Source organism: Streptomyces sp. 5K101, from assembly GCF_046506645.1.
GTDB lineage: Bacteria > Actinomycetota > Actinomycetes > Streptomycetales > Streptomycetaceae > Streptomyces.
In genome coordinates this window covers 1-5,101 of record NZ_JBKFFO010000052.1, presented here as the reverse complement: position 1 = coordinate 5,101, position 5,101 = coordinate 1, and the positions used below count along the sequence as shown (strand labels likewise).

Annotated in this window: 2 rRNA genes; both read left to right on the top strand. The window is 57.9% G+C overall.

Features of this window, described 5'->3' with window-relative positions:
* The first annotated feature begins 149 nt into the window (after window positions 1-149).
* A 16S ribosomal RNA gene (locus tag ACLB9X_RS34255) occupies window positions 150-1,676 on the top strand.
* Between the two features lie 282 nt (window positions 1,677-1,958).
* Window positions 1,959-5,080, top strand: a 23S ribosomal RNA gene (locus tag ACLB9X_RS34250).
* Together the 16S and 23S rRNA genes form the textbook arrangement of a ribosomal RNA operon.
* Window positions 5,081-5,101 lie beyond the last annotated feature (21 nt).

Below are 5,101 nucleotides of genomic sequence, written 5' to 3'. Positions count from 1 at the left end.
GGATGGTCGAGGTTCCTTTGAAAAGTCCATCCCGCTCGCGGGGTGGCAATCACAGCGAGGACGCTGTGAACGACCGGTCCTATTCCGACCGGTTGTTCCGCTCTTCGGATGTGCACCCGCGCTTTTAATTAAGCACGGTCGGGTAAGCATTCATGGAGAGTTTGATCCTGGCTCAGGACGAACGCTGGCGGCGTGCTTAACACATGCAAGTCGAACGATGAACCTCCTTCGGGAGGGGATTAGTGGCGAACGGGTGAGTAACACGTGGGCAATCTGCCCTGCACTCTGGGACAAGCCCTGGAAACGGGGTCTAATACCGGATAACACTGCGGATCGCATGGTCTGCGGTTGAAAGCTCCGGCGGTGCAGGATGAGCCCGCGGCCTATCAGCTTGTTGGTGGGGTGATGGCCTACCAAGGCGACGACGGGTAGCCGGCCTGAGAGGGCGACCGGCCACACTGGGACTGAGACACGGCCCAGACTCCTACGGGAGGCAGCAGTGGGGAATATTGCACAATGGGCGAAAGCCTGATGCAGCGACGCCGCGTGAGGGATGACGGCCTTCGGGTTGTAAACCTCTTTCAGCAGGGAAGAAGCGCAAGTGACGGTACCTGCAGAAGAAGCGCCGGCTAACTACGTGCCAGCAGCCGCGGTAATACGTAGGGCGCAAGCGTTGTCCGGAATTATTGGGCGTAAAGAGCTCGTAGGCGGCTTGTCGCGTCGGATGTGAAAGCCCGGGGCTTAACCCCGGGTCTGCATTCGATACGGGCAGGCTAGAGTGTGGTAGGGGAGATCGGAATTCCTGGTGTAGCGGTGAAATGCGCAGATATCAGGAGGAACACCGGTGGCGAAGGCGGATCTCTGGGCCATTACTGACGCTGAGGAGCGAAAGCGTGGGGAGCGAACAGGATTAGATACCCTGGTAGTCCACGCCGTAAACGTTGGGAACTAGGTGTTGGCGACATTCCACGTCGTCGGTGCCGCAGCTAACGCATTAAGTTCCCCGCCTGGGGAGTACGGCCGCAAGGCTAAAACTCAAAGGAATTGACGGGGGCCCGCACAAGCAGCGGAGCATGTGGCTTAATTCGACGCAACGCGAAGAACCTTACCAAGGCTTGACATATACCGGAAACGGCCAGAGATGGTCGCCCCCTTGTGGTCGGTATACAGGTGGTGCATGGCTGTCGTCAGCTCGTGTCGTGAGATGTTGGGTTAAGTCCCGCAACGAGCGCAACCCTTGTTCTGTGTTGCCAGCATGCCCTTCGGGGTGATGGGGACTCACAGGAGACTGCCGGGGTCAACTCGGAGGAAGGTGGGGACGACGTCAAGTCATCATGCCCCTTATGTCTTGGGCTGCACACGTGCTACAATGGCCGGTACAAAGAGCTGCGAAGCCGCGAGGCGGAGCGAATCTCAAAAAGCCGGTCTCAGTTCGGATTGGGGTCTGCAACTCGACCCCATGAAGTCGGAGTTGCTAGTAATCGCAGATCAGCATTGCTGCGGTGAATACGTTCCCGGGCCTTGTACACACCGCCCGTCACGTCACGAAAGTCGGTAACACCCGAAGCCGGTGGCCCAACCCCTCGGGGAGGGAGCTGTCGAAGGTGGGACTGGCGATTGGGACGAAGTCGTAACAAGGTAGCCGTACCGGAAGGTGCGGCTGGATCACCTCCTTTCTAAGGAGCACAGCACCGACTGCAGGCAAACGTCCTGCACGGTCAGCTCATGGGTGGAACGTTGATTAGTTGGCGTGATGGACCTGAAGGTCTCCTAGTACTGCCTCGGCGTGGAACGGAGTCACGGACGGCGGTCACGCCTGGCACGCTGTTGGGTGTCTGAGGGTGCGAGCGTTGCTCGTCCTTCGGGATGCCGGCCCCAGTGAACTCGCCCTGTATCGGGGTGGGGTGGTGGGTGGCTGGTCGTTGCTTGAGAACTGCACAGTGGACGCGAGCATCTGTGGCCAAGTTTTTAAGGGCGCACGGTGGATGCCTTGGCACCAGGAACCGATGAAGGACGTGGGAGGCCACGATAGTCCCCGGGGAGTCGTCAACCAGGCTTTGATCCGGGGGTTTCCGAATGGGGAAACCCGGCAGTCGTCATGGGCTGTCACCCGCTGCTGAACACATAGGCAGTGTGGAGGGAACGAGGGGAAGTGAAACATCTCAGTACCCTCAGGAAGAGAAAACAACCGTGATTCCGGGAGTAGTGGCGAGCGAAACCGGATGAGGCCAAACCGTATGCGTGTGATACCCGGCAGGGGTTGCGCATGCGGGGTTGTGGGATTTTCCTTTCACGGTCTGCCGGCCGTGAGACGAGTCAGAAACCGTTGATGTAGGCGAAGGACATGCGAAAGGTCCGGCGTAGAGGGTAAGACCCCCGTAGCCGAAACGTCAGCGGCTCGTTTGGAGAACACCCAAGTAGCACGGGGCCCGAGAAATCCCGTGTGAATCTGGCGGGACCACCCGCTAAGCCTAAATATTCCCTGGTGACCGATAGCGGATAGTACCGTGAGGGAATGGTGAAAAGTACCGCGGGAGCGGAGTGAAATAGTACCTGAAACCGTGTGCCTACAAGCCGTGGGAGCGTCGGACGTGCTTGCTTGTATCTCGTGACTGCGTGCCTTTTGAAGAATGAGCCTGCGAGTTTGCGGTGTGTTGCGAGGTTAACCCGTGTGGGGAAGCCGTAGCGAAAGCGAGTCCGAACAGGGCGATGTAGTAGCGCGCTCAAGACCCGAAGCGGAGTGATCTAGCCATGGGCAGGTTGAAGCGGAGGTAAGACTTCGTGGAGGACCGAACCCACCAGGGTTGAAAACCTGGGGGATGACCTGTGGTTAGGGGTGAAAGGCCAATCAAACTCCGTGATAGCTGGTTCTCCCCGAAATGCATTTAGGTGCAGCGTCGTGTGTTTCTTGCCGGAGGTAGAGCACTGGATAGGCGATGGGCCCTACCGGGTTACTGACCTTAGCCAAACTCCGAATGCCGGTAAGTGAGAGCGCGGCAGTGAGACTGTGGGGGATAAGCTCCATGGTCGAGAGGGAAACAGCCCAGAGCATCGACTAAGGCCCCTAAGCGTACGCTAAGTGGGAAAGGATGTGGAGTCGCAGAGACAACCAGGAGGTTGGCTTAGAAGCAGCCACCCTTGAAAGAGTGCGTAATAGCTCACTGGTCAAGTGATTCCGCGCCGACAATGTAGCGGGGCTCAAGCGTACCGCCGAAGTCGTGTCATTGCAGTACATACCCCCAACGGGGACTGTGATGGGTAGGGGAGCGTCGTGTGCCGGGTGAAGCAGCCGTGGAAGCGAGTTGTGGACGGTTCACGAGTGAGAATGCAGGCATGAGTAGCGATACACACGTGAGAAACGTGTGCGCCGATTGACTAAGGGTTCCTGGGTCAAGCTGATCTGCCCAGGGTAAGTCGGGACCTAAGGCGAGGCCGACAGGCGTAGTCGATGGACAACCGGTTGATATTCCGGTACCCGCTTTGAAACGCCCAATACCGAACCTGTTGATGCTGAGGCCGTGAAGCCGCCGGCTGAGTCTTCGGACGAGGCCGGAGTGGTGGAGCCGCCGACCCAAGATGGTAGTAGGTAAGTGATGGGGTGACGCAGGAAGGTAGTCCAGCCCGGGCGGTGGTTGTCCCGGGGTAAGGGTGTAGGACGTCACGTAGGCAAATCCGCGTGACACATAGTCTGAGACCTGATGCCGAGCCGATTGTGGTGAAGTGGATGATCCTATGCTGTCGAGAAAAGCCTCTAGCGAGTTTCATGGCGGCCCGTACCCTAAACCGACTCAGGTGGTCAGGTAGAGAATACCGAGGCGTTCGGGTGAACTATGGTTAAGGAACTCGGCAAAATGCCCCCGTAACTTCGGGAGAAGGGGGGCCATCACTGGTGATCCGATTTACTCGGTGAGCTGGGGGTGGCCGCAGAGACCAGCGAGAAGCGACTGTTTACTAAAAACACAGGTCCGTGCGAAGCCGTAAGGCGATGTATACGGACTGACGCCTGCCCGGTGCTGGAACGTTAAGGGGACCGGTTAGCTGACTTTCGGGTCGGCGAAGCTGAGAACTTAAGCGCCAGTAAACGGCGGTGGTAACTATAACCATCCTAAGGTAGCGAAATTCCTTGTCGGGTAAGTTCCGACCTGCACGAATGGCGTAACGACTTCTCGACTGTCTCAACCATAGGCCCGGTGAAATTGCACTACGAGTAAAGATGCTCGTTTCGCGCAGCAGGACGGAAAGACCCCGGGACCTTTACTACAGTTTGATATTGGTGTTCGGTTCGGCTTGTGTAGGATAGGTGGGAGACTGTGAAGCTTGGACGCCAGTTCAGGTGGAGTCGTCGTTGAAATACCACTCTGGTCGTGCTGGATGTCTAACCTGGGTCCGTGATCCGGATCAGGGACAGTGTCTGATGGGTAGTTTAACTGGGGCGGTTGCCTCCCAAAGGGTAACGGAGGCGCCCAAAGGTTCCCTCAGCCTGGTTGGCAATCAGGTGTTGAGTGTAAGTGCACAAGGGAGCTTGACTGTGAGACCGACGGGTCGAGCAGGGACGAAAGTCGGGACTAGTGATCCGGCGGTGGCTTGTGGAAGCGCCGTCGCTCAACGGATAAAAGGTACCCCGGGGATAACAGGCTGATCTTCCCCAAGAGTCCATATCGACGGGATGGTTTGGCACCTCGATGTCGGCTCGTCGCATCCTGGGGCTGGAGTCGGTCCCAAGGGTTGGGCTGTTCGCCCATTAAAGCGGTACGCGAGCTGGGTTTAGAACGTCGTGAGACAGTTCGGTCCCTATCCGCTGTGCGCGTAGGAGTCTTGAGAAGGGCTGTCCCTAGTACGAGAGGACCGGGACGGACGAACCTCTGGTGTGCCAGTTGTCCTGCCAAGGGCATGGCTGGTTGGCTACGTTCGGAAAGGATAACCGCTGAAAGCATCTAAGCGGGAAGCCTGCTTCGAGATGAGGACTCCCACCTCCTTGAGAGGGTAAGGCTCCCAGTAGACGACTGGGTTGATAGGCCGGATATGGAAGCCAGGTAACTGGTGGAGTTGACCGGTACTAATAGGCCGAGGGCTTGTCCTCAGTTGCTCGCGTCCACTGTGT